The organism is Pseudomaricurvus sp. ABR4_320, from assembly GCF_056159445.1.
Map to the genome: position 1 here is coordinate 13967 of NZ_JBSWVF010000031.1, position 17445 is coordinate 31411.

Sequence of the window (17445 nt, forward strand, 5' to 3'; positions counted from 1 at the left end):
GAGATTAAAGATTGTCGAACTGACGGGATTTCTTGGACTCGTAAAACTCCCGCGCTGCGCGCACTTCTTCGCGCTCGGAAACTTCCGGCACCGCAACATCCCACCAATGTCCGCCTTCAGAACCACATAGCGGATCAGTATCCAAGGTAATCACATAGGTGATATCCGAGGCTCTAGCTCGTTGCAGAGCCTCTTCCAGTTCGGCAATGCTATCGACTTTTTCAGACGCAGCACCCAGAGATTTTGCGTGTGCAGCAAAATCGGTTTTTGGCGCGCCCTGCTCGACAGTCAGGCAATCGTCCAGCAAATTATTGAAACCAGGGCCGCCGCAAACCTGTTGCAAACGATGAATACAGCCATAGCCGCGATTATCCAGAACAACGATGGTCATCTTGTGGCCCAGCATGACCGAGGTGGCAATTTCGGAGTTGAGCATCAGGTAGGATCCATCACCAACCATGACATAAACCTCTGAATCCGGCTTAGCCATTTTGGTGCCGAGACCGCCGGCTATCTCATAGCCCATACAGGAATAGCCGTATTCCATGTGATAGCCGCGATCGTAACGAGTACGCCAGAATTTCTGTAAGTCGCCGGGTAAACCACCCGCCGCACAGACCACTATGTCTTTTTCACCCGCGGCTCGGTTTACAGCTCCAACAACTTCGGCATCACCGGGTAAGTCGCTGTGTTTATCCGCAGTTTCTTTATCGACGATCGCATCCCAGCGAGCCTTTTGATGCACGCTGGTTTCTATCCAATGACCAGCAGGCTGCCAGCCTTCCAAAGCTGTGTGAACTTGGGGAATAGTCAATTTGGCATCGCCAACCAAAGGCTGGGCTTTGTGTTTGATGGCATCAAACGAAGCGACGTTGATCGATATCAGCTTGGCATCGGCGTTAAAAAGAGAGCGAGAACCAGAGGCAAAATCTCCGAGGCGGGTACCAACGGCAATAATCAAATCCGCTTCAGAGGCGAGATAGTTACTGGAGGCAGCGCCGGTAACACCAATGGTGCCCATATTCTGGGGATGATCCCAGGCCAAAGCGCCCTTCCCCGCCTGGGTTTCACAAACAGGAATCGCTTGATCACTGACCCAACGGGACAGCTCTTCTAAAGCGCCAGAATAATGCACACCGCCACCAGCGATCAAAAGCGGTTTCTCGGCCTCACGAATCATCGCTACGGCTTCATCCAATTCGAACATATCCGCGCCTTGACGACGCTGACGGTGAATTCGCTCCTGGAAAAATTCCACGGGATAGTCCCAAGCCAAGGTTTGCACATCTTGAGGTAAACCCAAGGTAGCAGGACCGCACTCGACGGGATCGGTCAACACTCGGATTGCTTGTGGTAATGACGTTAGCAACTGCTCGGGACGGGTAATCCGATCGAAGAATCGACTCACCGGTTTAAAACAATCATTGGAGGTCAGGGTGTGATCATGAAAATTTTCAACCTGCTGCAACACAGGATCCGGCAAACGCGTGGCAAAGGTATCTCCCGGCAAAAACAGTACAGGTAATCGATTAACATGGGCGACGGCGGCAGCTGTCACCATATTGACTGCACCAGGGCCAGCCGATGCTGTACAAGCCATCATTTGTTGGCGGTTGTTGGTTTTCGCAAACGCAATCGCTGCGTGAGCCATTGCCTGTTCATTGTGAGCCCGGTAAGTCGGAAAAGAGTCTTTGACATGAAATAAAGCTTCGCCCAAGCCAGCGACGTTACCGTGACCGAAAATAGCCCAGACACCCGCGAACAAAGGAGTAATCTCGCCATCGATCATGACTTTTTGGGCCTGCAGGTATTTAACGACTGCCTGCGCCATTGTTAAACGTATTGTCTTCGCCATGTAATAAGTACCTTATTGTTATTGCGCTGACGGGCCTTAACCGCGTTCCTGCCACATACGAATGAGTTGCACGTAGTTTGCTTTGATGGCTTTGATAAAGGCTTGATCGTCATAATGACCAGACAGCCAGTTGCGCGCAGGATCCATAAATATGGTGCGACCTACCGCGAAACCTTTGACGATCTCTTTACCTGCAGCTTGCCTAAAGCCGTCTTGCAAATGCTCCATGGGTGCATCCAAACCTAAGATCACAACGCCGTGGCAATGGGGATCCCGCTCCTCAATCAGCTGGGTGAGCTCATCCCAAGAAGCCGGTGCCAGAGGCGGAATCTTCCACCAATCGGGTTTGATATCTAGATTATAAAAGCGCTTGATGGTGCGAATATAAAGCTCGTCACTGCGCTCCATGTCCGAAGGCAAAATAACCTCCAGTAACAGCTCATGTCCGGTTTTGCAGCAAGCCTGATATACCTCACGAATGGTACGCTCCTGGTCCATGCGCAATTCCGCGCCGTCTTCAGGGTGGTAGAACACCAGACATTTAACGATTTGCTCGAGAGGCCAATCAATCAATTGGGCGCCAATGTTGCCATGTTCCAAACGCAAGGGTCTGGATCCCGGCAATTCGATTGGACGGGCCACCCACCAGCCGCGACCGGTAACGGCGTTGAGAATATCCTGGCCAAAAGTTCCATCGACAAAGACACCGATTTTTCCGGTCAGTTGTTCTTCGCTAAGAACTTCGTCAGCGGCTTCTAATATCAACTGCTTTAATTGTGGAATTTTCGCTTCATCGGCACCAACCTCCTGCGCCAATTTCACCAATTGACTGCGATGGTCGAACGCCATGATATTGAGCTCGCCCCAGCTGTGATCGCGGGTGGTCACTCGGTGTAGATGATTTAGCAATGAATCCTGATCCGGACGCGGTACTGACTCCGCTCGGGACAGATAATTGTCCAGCTCCTCTTTGCTCGGCATCGCCGGCGAACAACCGTGACGAGAGACAACCAAGGCACCGCAGGCATTCGCATACTGGCAACTCTGCTCCCAGGTTTCATCGTTAAGATAGCCACGCAGCAGACCAGACATAAACGCATCACCGGCACCCAGGACGTTGAGCACTTCCACTTCGACACCGTAGAAAGTAAGTGCATCATCCAGGCTATTGGGTATAACCCCTTCAAACACAGAACAACCCAGAGCGCCGCGCTTACAGATCAATGTCGCAGAGGTACATTCACGTACCTGGCGTAGCGCCGTGACGGTATCCGTGGAACCACCGGCAATATGAAATTCTTCTTCGGTGCCGACAATCAAATCAAAATGGTGAATCACTTCCTGTAACTTGGCAGTGACATTCTCTGAAGCAATAAAGCGAGTTTCACCGTCACCGGGATTGGTTAATCCCCACAGCACCGGACGGTAATCAATATCGAGTACCCGCCGTAAGCCGTGTTGGCCGGCATAATTTAATGCCGTTAAAACCGCTTCACGAGTCGCCGGATGGGATAAGTGAGTGCCGGTGATAGCTAATGCCCGTGCAGAGGCAATATAGTCTTCGCTAATGTCGTTAGCAGTAATCGCCATGTCCGCGCAGTTATCGCGGTAGAAAATTAACGGGAATGTGTCCTGATCCTTGATACCAAGAATAACCAAAGCTGTTAGACGTTCTGGATCGGTAATCAGGTGGCTGGTATCAACGCCAACACGCTGTAGTTCTTCGCGAACAAAGCGTCCCATATGTTCATTACCAACCCGAGCCAACATAGATGATTTGAGACCCATTCGGGCGGTGCCATAAGCCACGTTGCCGGAGGAACCTCCCAGATACTTGGCAAAAGTCGCTTCGTCCTCGAGACGAGCGCCAATCTGTTGGCCGTATAAATCTACCGCAACTCTTCCCAAACAGATTAGATCGAGATTTTTGTTATTACTATTCATAGATTCTCTCCGTTCGCGGATGCCGCTTTTTTCTGTAGGCGGACATCTTTTGTTTCTTCTGCACTGTCCATGCAATGACTGAAGATTACGACAATGGAATATTTATTTCAATATATATTTTATGAAATATGAGCACCAAAAGCAGGGTTTTTCCCCTTTCGTTTTAAGCCTTACGACTCAGTGAAAGACATCCCCCTTTGCATTTGGGCTGGCCTCTTCACGAGTACGGTGTCCTAGACAAACACCCAAACTCTTGTCTAACGGCGCCGTTAGTTAGACAAAATTAATTATGCCACCACATTCGAAATAGATTGTGCTTTATATTCTGGGCCTGAACATGAGCCTCAGAGAGTGCGGTTTCCGGGTTTTCTTCCAGGCTTCGGCACAATAGTGTTATCTCTGTCAGCAGTTCTCGCTGCTGAGGATTTTGAATTTTTGATTCTATCCAGGCTATAAAAGCGACCCTTTCACCTGCGGTCACACTGTGAACTTGGTGCATAACGCCAGACGGATAAAACACCAAGGTACCGGCCGGTTCTTTCAATTTGAAACGGCTGCCGCTGGGATAGCAGAGCTCCAGCTCACCACCTTCATAGTTCTTCGGGTCAGACAAAAACAGTGTAATTGAAATATCTGTTCTAACTTGGTTGCGGGCATTCCCCATCAGTGAGGCATCCGCATGGGGTCGATATTGTTCATCGACGCCGTAGCGATTGAATTTGGGACTTACCATGGACTTCGGAAACAGCCGATCCGACAAAAATTGAGACTCCATAATCTTGCGAGTTATGGTTTTCATATGCTCATCGGCGATAACCGTGTGCTCGGACATCTGCAGCGATATCTCGCGATTGCGCTTTACCTCTTCCCGATAAAGACTGCTTGGAGACATACCGACTGACCACTCGAGCGCCGTCAGATCCGAAATGATTTTTTCACATTCAGCTTGGGAAAATAGAGAAACCTTGCCAAACATTTTTTCTGCCCTCCCGGTCTTTGCTTACCTTGGAACAATTTATTCTTTTAAAGTCTGTGAGCCATTCTAATGAATGGCATCACAGGATGCGATCAATTACTGATAAACGGCTCTGGATTCTTCTTCAAACTCTTCCAGAGATTTACCGCGGGTCTCTGGCACACAATAGAAGATAAAGACGATGGCTAAGACTCCGAGAGCAGCAAACACAAAGAATGTTGAAGCGATTCCCAGGGTATGCACCAGAGGAGGGAAACCGAAAGCAACACAGCCATTGGTCACCCACAACATGAAGACACAAACGCCCATGGCAAAACTACGTATCTTCAACGGAAACATCTCCGCCAGCAGCAGCCATACCAAGGGTCCGATGGTTCCCTGCATGAAAAATACGAAGGCGACCACAAACGCGAGCAGGAAGTACGGCTTCATATCACTTTCCGGTAAGAAATAAGCGGACAGCCCCACCAGCAAATGGAACAGCGTGGTCAGCGCAAAACCACCAAGCAACATAGTACGGCGATCGATCTGATTCATGACCACCAAGCCAACCAGAATCCCTACGACACTAACCAGCCCAAAAAGCGTGTTCGCAACGATAGCCCCTTCACTTGAGAAACCGGCTCCCTGAAGTAGCTGGGTCCCGTAATACATAATGGAATTAATACCGGTAAGTTGCTGGAACATACCCAAGCCGATGCCGATGAGAATCAAGCGACGAATCCAGGGTACGGACAAGGCTTTAATACCGGTGACCTCGTTGTTTTCATCTTCGGATACCGCGACCACATCCGCCATCTCTGCTCGAGCACGAGCCGGACAACGAACCTGCTTAAGTACTGCCAGCGCTTCTTTCTCTCGATTTTGGGAGGCCAACCAACGGGGGCTCTCCGGCATACGTAACATACCGATAAACAACGCAATGGCAGGCAAGACGGCGACCGCCAACATGTAGCGCCAGATAGAGAGATGCTCTCCCCAAACGTTAAACAGAATCGCATTGACAATAAAGGCAGCGAATTGACCGGACACGATCATTACCTCGTTGCGGGTAACGAGACTACCGCGCTTCTCGTAAGGAGCCACCTCAGCGAGATAAATAGGTACTGTGGTGGAGGCTCCACCCACCGCTAAACCGAGAACAAAACGAAAAAAGGCAAGAATTTGCCAACTTGGGGCAAGCACACAGCCGATAGTACCGACCACAAACACCAACGAAAGCATGAGAATGTTATGGCGGCGTCCATAATAATCCGCCATTTTGCCGCCAATGATGGCCCCAATGGCCGCGCCAAAGATTAAAATACTTACCACAAAGCCTTCAGTTGCAGCGGTAAGCTGCAGATCGGCCTTCATAGGCTCCAAGGCACCATTGATAACGCCGGTATCGTAACCGAAGAGAAGTCCACCAAAGGTCGCAATGACGGCAATCATGCCTAGCCTTTGATGATGGGGTCCCGCTTCATCTTTTGGTAATGAAGCCTGGGTCTGTGCTACGGCGACCTGGGGCATTGTCGTCCCTCCTACTATCGTTATTAATTATGAGAAATATTGTTGTATAGAACGGCTCTGGCCAAGCAGCATAATAACTCTAACGAAATTTATATTTCAATATATATTTTATAAAATAATAATTTTACTTATTGCCCACCCTATTTATCAGTGTGAAACGCGCAAAATCCGTTTTGAAAACCTCGAGCGACAAAATTTCGATGCAATTCTATAACGAAAATTTCAAAAATATTTTGCTTCTATGGCATAACAATCAACATAAAAAACGGATTTTTAATTTTTATGTCACAATATTTCACAATTAGTAAAAACAAGTATCTTTAAGTAACACCATTTGTAAAAACTTCTCTTCGAAATTAGAACGCCTTTCCATTTCGCAATTTTTATTTCATATTTGTTGACACTCGAAATTATGTTCTATAAATTTCTCGTCAGTCCGGTATCAGCGACATTCGAAAATCCATACCGTACACAGGCGGACTATTTTGCACTGGATTGCGAAGATTAGCGTGGCTCGCAGCTCGGCAGAAAATAAAATTAATAAACGCCCAATTAATAACGTTAAACAGAAAGCCTCTCCGGCTTTAACTATTAAAAAAGCGGTTAGCTGTTTTGACCGACTGATAGATAAAAAAAATAAACCAGGAGCTAATTCCCATGAGATTTAACGGTAAGAGAAACCTGCTCGCTCAATGTATTTCCTGTGCTGTTGCCTTGGGGGCAAGCGAAGTTATCGCTCAAGAAGGCACAGAGATTGAAGAAGTTGTTGTGCAAGGAATTCAACGCAGTCTTAAACAAGCTCAGGATATCAAGCGCGATTCTGTCGGGGTGATGGATGCCATCTCTGCCGAGGGATTAGGTAAATTCCCCGATTCGAACATCGCTGAGTCTTTACAGAGAATTCCCGGCATCGCCATTGACCGCAACGGCGGTGAAGGACAATTCGTTACCGTGCGTGGGTTTGGTCCAAGCTTTAATACGGTGTTAGTGAATGGTCGCAAAATTGTTTCTGAAACCGGTGGTCGCGAGTTTAGCTTCGATCTCTATCCGGCAGAGCTAATCTCTGGGGCACAAATCTACAAAAGTGGAACAGCGCATCTACAAGAAGGCGGCATTGGCGCCACCATCAATTTGAATACCGCTCGCCCGTTTACCCTCGGCGATCAGGTGCTGATATCTGGGAAAGCCCTCAATGACAGCAATAGTGGCGAGATCACGCCCCAAGGCTTCGCCTTGTTCTCGAAAGTCTTTAACGACGATCGCAGCGCATTTTTAATTTCTGGCTCTTACCAGGAAAGAGAATCTGAAGAAGATTACACCAATACTAACGGTTGGATTCCTACCTCCGTGGCAAATTTGGATCTTTTAGATGCTAACTCCAACCCCGGTAATGTCGACACTGCGTTTATTCCTCGAGAAACCCAAACTGGCCGCCGTATACAATCTCGAGAGAGGACTAACTTACAGGGTGTATTCCAGCACGACATTAATGACAACTTAAGAATGACTGTCGATGGCTTTTACAACGAGTATGAAGTGGAATCCTCGTCGAATTTGCTGGGCTCCTGGTTTGGTAGCGCGGATGCGATCAACGACGTTGTCTTGGATATGAACGGTACCGTTCTCGCCGAAGATATTTCCAGTGAAGTCGGTATTATGAACCGCTTGGAAGGCCGTCCTACGGAAACTCACGCTGTTGGTTTTAACCTGGACTGGGCACCCACCGATGAATTGCAAACCAGCCTGGATATTTCCTGGTCTGAATCTGAAGCCAAGCAGAGTAAAGGCAATGGTCAGGCAGTGATGGGCTTCACCGATGACCCTACCGACCCTAGCGATGACTTCCACTTTGTAAACACCGGCAGTGAAGCAGAACTAATCTATCCGCAAAGTATCGTCAACCGTTTACTGGACAAAGACAGCTATCGTTCCCACGTCGCCCAGTTTGGTGATCAAGCCGGTGATGGCACTGGCGGTAATAGCGTTACCGGTGAAATTAAAGAGTTTAAGTTGGACAACGTCTACTCGCCTAACGACGGTGGTATGTTGTCACAAATTCGTTTCGGTGCGTCCTATTCGGAAGAAGAGAAAACTGTCGATGTGGTCAGACCACCTTTCGAAGTTTTCTGTCTCTACTGCTTTTTCTCTGTTGATGTTCCCAATGAATTGATTCTCGATGGCAATAATTCTGGCCTTTTATCCGGCGCTTCTCCCAATACCTTCCGGGATGTCTATCGCTTTAACCTGTCCGATTATATTGGCTGGCAGTCGTCAGCAGCAGGTTTCGCAGCGCTAGATGCCTGTAACACCGATCCTAGTTGTAATCCCACGGTAGCTTTACCTTCCGGTTATTCCAGTTACGCGGATTTTTACGCGGATCAACCTGGCGGCTTTGTGGGTACCCGTCAGCCAGACAGTTTTGAAGTCAAGGAATCCATCTTCTCGATGTACAGTGATGTCACTCTCGATGGTGAGATGTTCGGCAACTGGACATGGACACTAAACGCTGGCTTGCGCTATGTCTGGACTGAAGATGAAGCCTCCGGTGCGCAGCAAACCTTGGTTGCTCTGTCCCAGGGTACGGCAACTCAGTATGCGCCCACCTACGCAGAAGGTAGCTCAGTAATCTTGCAAAGCGAGACCAATGAATACAGCAAGATTCTGCCTAACTTAGCGCTGACCCTGAAGCCAACGGATAACTTAAACCTGAAATTTGCCATGTATGAGACCATGGCCAGACCCGAGTTAGCAGATATGGCGCCACGTCTTTCCTATGCGGACTTACGGCCAAACTCCATCAATGCTTTCGGTGGTAACGTTGAGCTCGAGCCCTATACGTCGACCAACTGGGATATCGGCATGGAGTACTACTGGGGTGATTTGAACTATTTTTCTTTAGCCTACTTCGAGAAAGAAGTTAAAGACTTTGTTATCGTCGGAACCGAAAACGTTACCGTTGAAGGCGTTCAAATTGGCAACCTGCTCTCTTCAGGCCTTGCTGATCCCGCCATCGATGTTGCAGCAGGTACAGTTGATGTCAATGTACAGCGACCACTGAACTCAGAAACCGCAGAGGTCACAGGTTGGGAAATTGCCGGTCAATATGTTCTGGATTTTGGTCTTGGTTTCTCGGCTAACGCTACTTACATGGATTCCAACGCCGGCGTTTCTTCTGATTCACCGTTGGATCAAGCCTTTGCGATTCCTGGCTTGGGAGACTCAATGAATGCATCCATCTTCTATGAAACTGATCGCCTCGAAGCGAGGGTTTCCTGGAGCTGGCGTGATGAATTCCTCGAGTCTCTGGTGAATCCGAAAGCTGGTGTAGAGCCAGTCTTTGTTGAAGAATACGAGCAAATTGATGCTCGTCTCTCCTTCCACATCAACGACAGCATGTCGGTATTTGTGGAAGGCACCAACCTTGGAGACGAAGAGCTGCGTAAGCATGGTCGATACGACAACCAATTCATTTGGTACAGCAAAACCGGCCCACGCTACGCTCTCGGCTTCCGGGCTCAGTTTTAATATTCACGGCGGTACTCATTTAGCCGGGGAAACACCATCCCCGGCTCTTTTTGTGGCATGATGCAACCGCATAAAAACAATCACACCTCTTTTTGGATTGAAAGGCTATGAAACTCTCATTTTGTACAGACAGTCTCGGCAATTTGGGTTACGAAGCAATGCTCGACAAGCTACTTTCCTATGATATCTATCATGTGGAAATGGCAGTGGGCGGTTGGTCTACTGCACCACATATCAGAGCAGAAGCCTTGCTTAGTGACGCCGGTAAATGTCGGGAATTTCAATCCGCTCTAGAAACCCGCGGGATGAAAATCGCCGCGCTGAATTGCTCTGGTAATCCTCTTGATCCCGGTCCAATGGGCGCCAAGCACCGCCAGGACACGCAGAATACCTTTCAGTTGGCCGAGCTCTTGGGTGTCGAAAAAATCGTCATGATGAGTGGCTTACCACCAGCGACGCCGGAAGACAAAACGCCTAACTGGATTACCTACACCGTCAGCTGGCCACCAGAACTCAAGCAGATGCTGAACTACCAGTGGAACGATGTGGCTATTCCTTATTGGGAACAGCTGGTGACCTTGGCTGGAGAGTGCGGTGTTAAAAAAATTGCCCTAGAAAATTTCAGCAGTCAGCTGGTGTACAATCCGGAAACCCTATTCCGCTTGCGCAATGCCGTAGGTCCAGTGGTTGGTCTCAACCTTGACCCTAGCCATTTGTTGTGGATGGGAGCAGACCCTATCGCCGCTGCCCGCGCCTTAGGTGATGCCATTCACCACGTCCACGGTAAGGACGTTCGTATGGAGCGGGGCTTAATCGAAACCAATGGTTGCCTGGAGACAAAATCCGTTGCGGATGTTGCCACTCGAGCGTGGAATTACGTCGCCGTGGGTTGCGGACAAGACTTGCAATGGTGGAAAGAGTTCTTCTCGGTGGTCAAGATGTGTGGTTACGACGATGTAGTTTCACTGGAAATGGAAGATCTGACCATGTCCGTCGAAGCCGGTATCGAAACCTCTATCAATGCCCTCAAGCAGACGATTAGCCAATAATCTTTGCATTAATGAAATGAATATTTCATACTATATCGGTGTTTTTCATCAGGTAAGGTAGCGTGTCAAAAGCTCGCGAAAACAACGCCAAAGGGATTAACGATTGGCCTCAACTCCAAGAGGCCATCAAAGCTGAATACCCTCATCTCAGTAAACGACTCAAGCAGGTAGCAGAATTTATTCTGGAAAACCCGCGCAGCGTGGCTTTTGAAACCATCGCCGTGCTGTCTGAGCAGATTCAGGTACCGCCTTCAACCCTGATTCGCTTTGCATCGTCTTTAGGCTTTTCCGGCTTTAATGAACTGAAGAGTGCGATTAAAGAAGACCTGTTGGTCAACACATCGAATTACAGCAATCGCATTCGCATGGTGCGCGGAGAAGAACCGTTAAAAAGTGACGAATTGCTCAGTCGTTTTTCTAAGGCGAACCGGGATGCCCTGCGCAATCTTGAAGAAACCACCGATACGGCCAATATTCAACGTGCTGTGGAATTACTCGATAAAGCGCGCCATATTTTCTTGCTAGGTAACGGCCGCGCCCATACTGTTGCCAACTATCTCCATTATTCTCTCAACCACATCGATAAAAAAGTATTTCTGATCAGTGGAACGGGAGGTATGTTCGACGAGCAGATGTCCAACGTCGAGCGTGGCGATGTCCTCTTTGCCATCAGCTACAGTCCCTACTCATCTAACACCTGCCAATTGGCCGCTAATGCCGCCAACCGGGGTGTTACGGTTGTTTCGATCACAGACAGCCCCGTCTCGCCTCTTGCCAATACCAGCCAATTGTCGTTTATCGTCAATGAGGCTCGTATCGACGCCTTCCGCTCCCTCTCTGCTTCTCTGTTGATCGCTCAGGTAATTACCATTGCTTTGGCGGATTACGAAGGTGAAGTTTGAGACATTTCGAATTTGATATTTATGTCAGATTATCCAACCATCGAAGTATAGAGTGCCCTGCGGGTTCAGCACAAAGACACGACTGGATTACCTGAGGGGGCAAGCTGCTACAATGTCGAGACATACAGGCTATTGTCGATACGTGCCAACATTCCTAGCCACGCGATCCGATTGTTCAGTCGGTTTTGCGATGAGGGGATACAAGATTGGAAAGGAAGTCCTGGTCTAGTAACGACTGCAATCATTTTCTTCAGTTCTAAATTCCCTAGAAATATAATGAATAGCTTTGAGGGACAAGAAAATGACCGCGTCATTAAGGTCGTCAAGGGAACGTCGTCGGTAACTTGGGAAAATATCAATTTTAAGGCGACCATTCGCAGGAACTTAATACCTAACGGTAGGCAGCACCTTACATTTCCTACAGAGGATTTTTCAATCTTTGGGGGCATAGGCCGAAGGAAACTGATTGGCAGTTTGGGAGGCGCTACTGGCATTGGCTATCGAAAATATAGCCTAGCGATCTCTGAATCTTAAACCGTCGTCAGCATTTAGTAATCGCTGGTAATTTTAAAGAGTTTTACTGAATGTAGTCGAAAAATAAAAGGCTGGACTACAGATGGCCAGCCTTTTATAGATTACGACAATGATATCAAGATGATGCGATCCAGTTGCTTGATATCACGGGAGTTAAGACGTCCCGTTGCTCCTGAGTCATTACGGTTCCAACACCTTTCGGTGGATTAAACTGGGCCATGGCGTTAACTAATTGATCAACTTGATTTGCGGCCAATTGGTAAGATTCTCCAGAACCATTTGGGATCGCAACGGCAATTTCCTCGATCTGATAATCTTCACCTTTGTACCAGTTCCTCACAGTAACTCTATCTTGTGTTCCCACGTAATCAATGATGAGATTATTTGTCTCACGGCTAAACCACAAACTATATGGATCGGCGTCATATAATTGGAGCGAGTCCCGGTCAGAGCCATTGGATCCTGAATAATAATTTTCAATAACATCTTGGCCGTCGCCAGCATTGAAGACATAGACATCGTCTCCCGCTAGGCCCTTCATAAAATCATTTCCAGATCCGCCTTGTAGGATATCATTTCCACCTTGCCCGACTAATATGTCTCGTCCTTCTCCACCCTCAAGGCTATCGTTGCCACTTCCGGCATAAAGTTTGTCATTACCTTCACGGCCATAGAGTGTATCGTTGCCTCCTTGACCGTATTCAATATCATTACCAGTCCCGCCATCTAATGTGTCTGTACCTGAGCCACCTTTTAGTTCATCGTCTCCGGACTCACCATATAAGACGTCATCGCCGCCGCGAGCGAATATGGTGTCCTCACCGTCTCCAGCGTAGATAGTTTCATCATCACGACCCAAATTAAAAGAGTCGTTAGAAGAAGTGCCAAAGAACGTATTTTCAGGTTCGCTGTTCTCCACAACGCTTAGGGTTAAAGGGCTGCTTGCTATTGCTCCGTTTTGATCATCCGCCCATATTACAAGAGACAAGTCACCCTCAGCACCTATAGGAGGAACGCCATTTAGCTCACCTCTAGTTGAGTCAAATGAAAGCCAGTTAGGTAATTGTGATCCGTCTGCTAAGGTCACGCTCAAGATCAAGTCGTCACCGTCGATATCAGTAAACAAATTTGCAGGCAGACTATATGACACTGGACTATTCACTACAGCGGATTGACTTGGTAAAGAGATTTGGGCGATTGGTGAATCGTTTGTCGGTACTACCTCAACAGTCACTGTCGCCGAACTGATTAATTCTCCGTCAGTAATTTCATAGTCGATAGTCGCGACGCCGTTGAAGTCAGCTTCTGGTGTGAAGATCACTTCGCCGGTACTCGAATTAAAAATTGCCGCTCCATGTTCAGCTGCAAGAATTTGGCTTATGCTCAAGCTATCACCGTCCAAATCACTGTCATTTGACAGTAACTCTGAGGCACTTAAGATCAATGGCTCATCCTCAAAAGTGACAGCCGTTTCATCTGTAGCAATAGGCGCCTGATTACTGGTAGAGCTTCCATCAGACGAACTGCCGTCCGAGGAGCCGTTAGTCGACGGTAGCTCAGTTAACTGTGATGCAATAGTATCCGGCGTAAGTGTAGAGCTGCCGCTCGGCTGAACCATAACTTCGTTATTTTCGCCGAGAAAATGATTTATCACTCTAACCTGCTGTTCAATATCTCCATCTACGAGAACAATCAAATCGCTTCCTTCGCGATGGAAGCTCAATCGATCTGAGGTGACATCATTAAAGAACACAATATCCTGGCCATTACCGTCATCCAAAATGACATCCTTGCCTGATCCTGCATAGTAATAGTAGTGATCATTTCCATCACCGCCTACCAGGCGATCATTACCGTCTTCGCCTACCAGAACATCATCGCCTTCGCCACCAATCAGTACATCGTCGCCCGAATTATTTTCTACGCCATTACCACCCGAAAGATAGTCATTACCATCTCCACCTTCCATACGGTCGTTTCCAGCAAAGCCAAACAAAGTATCGTCGCCAGCAAAGCCCTGTACTAAATCAGATTCACTCGTGCCCAGCACCTGCTCATCACTGGCTGTACCGGTGACCACTGATACAAAGTTTCCGTCGTCGACCCCGTCATTCGCGACATCTGAAGGCATATTGGTTAAAAGAGGTAAGATTGATGTTCCAGGAAGATATTCTTCTTCACCCATTGCTAAAATTTTTATTAAATGCTCTCGATTTTGAAAATGGCTTTCTATTCGAACTTGCTCATCGATTTTACCGTTAACCAATATCACTAAATCATCACCGTCTCTGTGATAGGATAATTGATTGGCTGCTGCATTTTTGAACTTGATGATGTTGTCGCCGGCTTCATCGGTAATAGTTTCTCTACCGTCACCATCATAATACTCGTAGACGTCGTTACCGTTGCCTCCTTCCAGACGATCATTACCTGCGCCGTCATTTAGAAGGTCATGTCCTGAGCCTCCCGATAAAACATCGTTGCCGTTTCCGCCAAAGAGAATATCGTTGCCACCGACACCGGCGAGAATGTCATCGCCACCTCTACCATATATCTCATCGTCGGTTGAGCTGCCTGTAAGAATATTATCTGTTGAGTCACCATTGGTTGTTACAATTGCCGGGGCGTCGATTTCAATACGCACTCTTGCGCTGTCGGTAAAGGTGCCGTCTGTAACATAGTAAAAGAAACCAGCCGATCCGACGAAATCCTGCTCGGCGGTGAAAGTTACCGTTTGATCTATTTCATTGTAGGTAGCTGTTCCATCGGAAGGCGAAGACACAGATGTTAGAGTAAGTGGCGTGGCTGGATTTTCGCTATCATTCGCAAACAACTCTGAAACCGAAAATGTGATCGATTGATCTTTCACTATGGTGTAGTCGTCAATCGTTGGCACGAAGACTCCTGCGCTCCGGCGAATGTCGTCCGCAGTCAAAGTGATTTCATCACCGTTATCATCTTGAATGATTAGACGATCAACAGTACTGAAATCATAGTCTTTTGAGAACTGGTTTTTAACGAGGATAGATCCTCCATCAGAAAAAGATAGTAATAGATCAGCTTGGTTGTCGTTACTTCGTGAAAACGCAACTTGATTTTCATTGATACCGTCCAAAATAAGACGATCGGTCTCATACATCGTGCCCGGTTCTTCGTCATAAATTGTATCGTTACCATCGCCTAACCTATAGATGTACCTATCGTGACCACCGCCCCCGCTCAACGTATCGTTGCCTAACCCCCCAGCCAGCACGTCGTTTAGTCTAGCGCCAAACAAATTATCGTCACCCTCACCACCGTCTAGTGTTGATCCCAGTAAAACAGACGTTCCAGAGGCTTGGTTATTCGCCAAGGACAAGCTTCTTCCCATCACTCTAGCGTCGTAATATTGCCCTCGAGTTGTGCTCCATCTAACGTCAGGTATTTTACTCTCTATTACTGAGCCATAAGCCCAAAGCGTATTATCTTGACTATTACCAACCAATGTCGCATTCGCACCGTGCGCTTTCACATTCTCCAAGTTATCTGCCACCGTATAGGAGCTATTCTCTAGGATGACAATAGCGGTATCCTCTCCTCCATAGCCATTCTCGACGATATTCGATGACGAATTAATGATGTAGAAATCATCACCTGCACCTCCAGTAAGGGTGACATCCTCAGCGTTAGAGCGTAAATCAATAATGTTATCGAGATTATTTCCACCACCGAAAATAACGTCTTCTGCCACGAGATCTAATACTTCGACGTTTTCTGGTAATGTATATCGCTCCGCAGTAGATATAATTCTATCTGTACTTTCGAAGCGCCCATAATATCCTTCATTTACCACATCATTTTTATTGTCCACATAATAGACGTCCGATAACTCTCCGCCCCAGAGTTGATCGTTACCCTCACCACCGTCGATGATGTTACTAAAAGTGTAATCACCAATGATTATGTTGTCTCTGCTATCCCCATAAAACTCTTGAACTCCAGTGCTACCTGGATTGTTTGACGATTGCCGGCCAATCAGATTTGAATATATAGAATTTGAAGAAATATTATGGACGTTCAAATCATAATTGGTTCTAGAAAAACCAATCATTGTTCCTCCGGCAACAGCGGAGCCCTCAGCAGGTAAGTAATCAAAAATTTCTGAAGATACCTGCGGCATTGAATATACTTGCGCAAAGTTCCGGCTTCTTGATGAGAACCCTTGAGAAACACGAGAAACTAAATTACCGTTGTCTGGTGATAGCGCCTCGAGAAATTCTGGTAGCGTGTAGCTCAGCTCATCGAGCTTGATGGTCGCTATATTTCTAGCTGAATCATGATCTAAAATTACACCATCGCTATCACCAAAAAGTAGATAAAACTTTGAGTCATTTACGATCGTAAATTCACTTAGGTTAACATTTTCGAATACCAGCGTTGAATCGCCATCCGTATCTCTCAAAAGATCGTAATTACCGCCAGAAGAAAAGATGTAAGTATCATTTCCCTCTCCCCCTTGCATTACATCTTTACCGGCCCCTCCTACTAAAACGTCGTTACCTTCGTAACCGAAAAACTTATCGTCACCTTCTCCGCCTTCAAGGATTTCATTGCCGTCTCCACCTCGGAGCTGGTCGTTACCTTCATTGCCATATAGAAGATCGTCGCCATTGTCACCAAACAGTAGGTCATCCCCTGCTCCACCATAAAGAACATCGGATCCATCGCCGCCCTGTATTTCATCTAGACCGTCATCACCATACAGAATATCGTCGCCCGCTTCGCCAAATAGCCTGTCGTCACCAGCTTCACCGTATAGGTCGTCGTTACCGTCTCCGCCCTGCAATTCATCGAGTCCTTCACCGCCGTACAGCTCGTCCTCGCCGCTGCCACCAATTAATAAGTCATCACCGGCACCACCGAAAAGATGATCATTACCATGAAGTGAAGAATCTAAAAGACCATTGTCGCCGAATAAGATGTCATTGCCATCCTCACCAAATAACTCGTCTGAACCACCAGAGCCATAAATTTCATCATTGCCTTCACCTCCATAGATTAGATCGTTTCCGTAGTGAATTGCTGTAAAATTAGGAGAGTTGGAGTCGCCGTCGATTACATCATCGCCTTTTCCGCCATCGATAAAGTCTGACCCTGAGTATCCATGAA

Annotated in this window: 9 protein-coding genes; 4 read left to right on the forward strand and 5 right to left on the reverse strand. The window is 47.5% G+C overall.

Going from position 1 to position 17445, the window contains the following annotated elements; all coding sequences use genetic code 11:
• Nucleotides 1-4 precede the first annotated feature (4 nt).
• From iolD to ACXAFR_RS26390, 4 genes are all read right to left on the reverse strand, one after another.
• Nucleotides 5-1855, reverse strand: coding sequence for a 3D-(3,5/4)-trihydroxycyclohexane-1,2-dione acylhydrolase (decyclizing) (iolD, locus tag ACXAFR_RS26375; RefSeq protein ID WP_475182924.1), 1851 nt, complete (start codon nt 1853-1855; stop codon nt 5-7).
• A 36-nt stretch (nt 1856-1891) separates the two neighbouring features.
• Nucleotides 1892-3799 (reverse strand): bifunctional 5-dehydro-2-deoxygluconokinase/5-dehydro-2-deoxyphosphogluconate aldolase, encoded by a 1908-nt coding sequence (locus tag ACXAFR_RS26380; RefSeq protein ID WP_475182926.1) that lies wholly within the window; start codon nt 3797-3799, stop codon nt 1892-1894.
• 283 nt (nt 3800-4082) lie between these two features.
• Nucleotides 4083-4775: a Fe2+-dependent dioxygenase gene (locus ACXAFR_RS26385; RefSeq protein WP_475182929.1), complete on the reverse strand. Its 693-nt coding sequence runs from the start codon at nt 4773-4775 to the stop codon at nt 4083-4085.
• Nucleotides 4776-4871: 96 nt separating this feature from the next.
• The gene (locus tag ACXAFR_RS26390; RefSeq protein ID WP_475182931.1) at nt 4872-6287 is read right to left on the reverse strand and encodes a sugar porter family MFS transporter; all 1416 of its coding nucleotides are present in this window, start codon (nt 6285-6287) and stop codon (nt 4872-4874) included.
• A gap of 509 nt (nt 6288-6796) precedes the next feature.
• On the opposite strand from ACXAFR_RS26390, the gene ACXAFR_RS26395 reads away from it, so the two are divergent.
• The 4 genes from ACXAFR_RS26395 (at nt 6797) to ACXAFR_RS26410 (ending at nt 11763) form a co-directional block, all read left to right on the forward strand.
• Nucleotides 6797-6955: a hypothetical protein gene (locus ACXAFR_RS26395; RefSeq protein ID WP_475182932.1), complete on the forward strand. Its 159-nt coding sequence runs from the start codon at nt 6797-6799 to the stop codon at nt 6953-6955.
• On the forward strand, nt 6945-9812 hold the full coding sequence (locus ACXAFR_RS26400) for a TonB-dependent receptor (RefSeq protein ID WP_475182933.1): 2868 nt from the start codon (nt 6945-6947) through the stop codon (nt 9810-9812). The genes ACXAFR_RS26395 and ACXAFR_RS26400 overlap by 11 nt, the downstream gene beginning before the upstream one ends.
• 107 nt (nt 9813-9919) lie before the next feature.
• Entirely contained in the window at nt 9920-10861 is a 942-nt protein-coding gene (locus tag ACXAFR_RS26405; protein WP_475182935.1) for a sugar phosphate isomerase/epimerase family protein, read from the forward strand.
• Between the two features lie 62 nt (nt 10862-10923).
• Entirely contained in the window at nt 10924-11763 is an 840-nt protein-coding gene (locus ACXAFR_RS26410) for a MurR/RpiR family transcriptional regulator (protein WP_475182938.1), read from the forward strand.
• A 649-nt stretch (nt 11764-12412) separates the two neighbouring features.
• On the opposite strand, the gene ACXAFR_RS26415 is transcribed toward ACXAFR_RS26410, so the two are convergent.
• Nucleotides 12413-17445: tandem-95 repeat protein (locus ACXAFR_RS26415; protein WP_475182941.1), on the reverse strand; the 5033-nt coding region annotated here is incomplete at its 5' end.

Coding starts and splice junctions, on each gene's coding strand:
- ACXAFR_RS26405 (WP_475182935.1), top strand. CDS start 9,920: ATGAAACTCTCATTTTGTACAGACAGTCTCGGCAATTTGGGTTACGAA.
- ACXAFR_RS26400 (WP_475182933.1), top strand. CDS start 6,945: ATGAGATTTAACGGTAAGAGAAACCTGCTCGCTCAATGTATTTCCTGT.
- iolD (WP_475182924.1), bottom strand. CDS start 1,855: ATGGCGAAGACAATACGTTTAACAATGGCGCAGGCAGTCGTTAAATAC.
- ACXAFR_RS26380 (WP_475182926.1), bottom strand. CDS start 3,799: ATGAATAGTAATAACAAAAATCTCGATCTAATCTGTTTGGGAAGAGTT.
- ACXAFR_RS26390 (WP_475182931.1), bottom strand. CDS start 6,287: ATGCCCCAGGTCGCCGTAGCACAGACCCAGGCTTCATTACCAAAAGAT.
- ACXAFR_RS26385 (WP_475182929.1), bottom strand. CDS start 4,775: ATGTTTGGCAAGGTTTCTCTATTTTCCCAAGCTGAATGTGAAAAAATC.